Annotated in this window: 1 protein-coding gene; it reads right to left on the bottom strand. The window is 56.3% G+C overall.

Features of this window, described 5'->3' with window-relative positions; genetic code table 11:
* Positions 1–602, bottom strand: a 602-nt coding sequence (gene virG, locus NKJ90_RS33420; protein ID WP_352443318.1) for a two-component system response regulator VirG, incomplete at its 3' end; no start/stop codon positions are given.
* Positions 603–604: the final 2 nt, after the last annotated feature.

Genomic DNA, 604 nt, shown 5'->3' on the forward strand with positions numbered 1-604 from the left:
GCGCCACGGGATGTTTTGACCAGGCGAGGGTTGGCCGCATCAGCCTCCAGCTTTCGGCGCAAGCGCATGATTAGGACATCGATACTTCGATCGTACACCTCTTCTCCACGCACACGGCTCGCGAGCAAAAGCCGTTCTCTGGATAGCACGTTGCGGGGGTTCTCCAGAAATGCGATCAAGAGATTGAACTCACATGCGGTAAGCTTGACCTCGCCACGCTCCGCACAGATCAGTCGCCGCTGCTTCACGCTGAGCTTCCAGGCCCCAAAGCGAAATGAGCGCTGCTCTCTGGTTCGCGGACTAGAAATGCGCTGGCGTAGCGCTACTCGAATGCGGGCCAAGAATTCGCGCATCCCGAAAGGCTTGGGAATGAAATCGGTTGCGCCGAGCTCCAGTGCAACCACTTTTTCCGCCTCATCAAGCCGGTCGCCGCTGATCACTATGATAGGAACATCCGATTTTGTCGCCAGATTGCGGACGATCGCAAGTCCATCCTCCCGGCCTAGGTTAAGGTCAACAACCACGAGATCGACTGGCTCACGTGAAAGAACATAGTCAAACTGCTTGCTATCGTGGACTGCGGTTACCTTCAGGGCATGCATCG

This window comes from Mesorhizobium sp. M0051, from assembly GCF_040323235.1.
GTDB lineage: Bacteria > Pseudomonadota > Alphaproteobacteria > Rhizobiales > Rhizobiaceae > Mesorhizobium.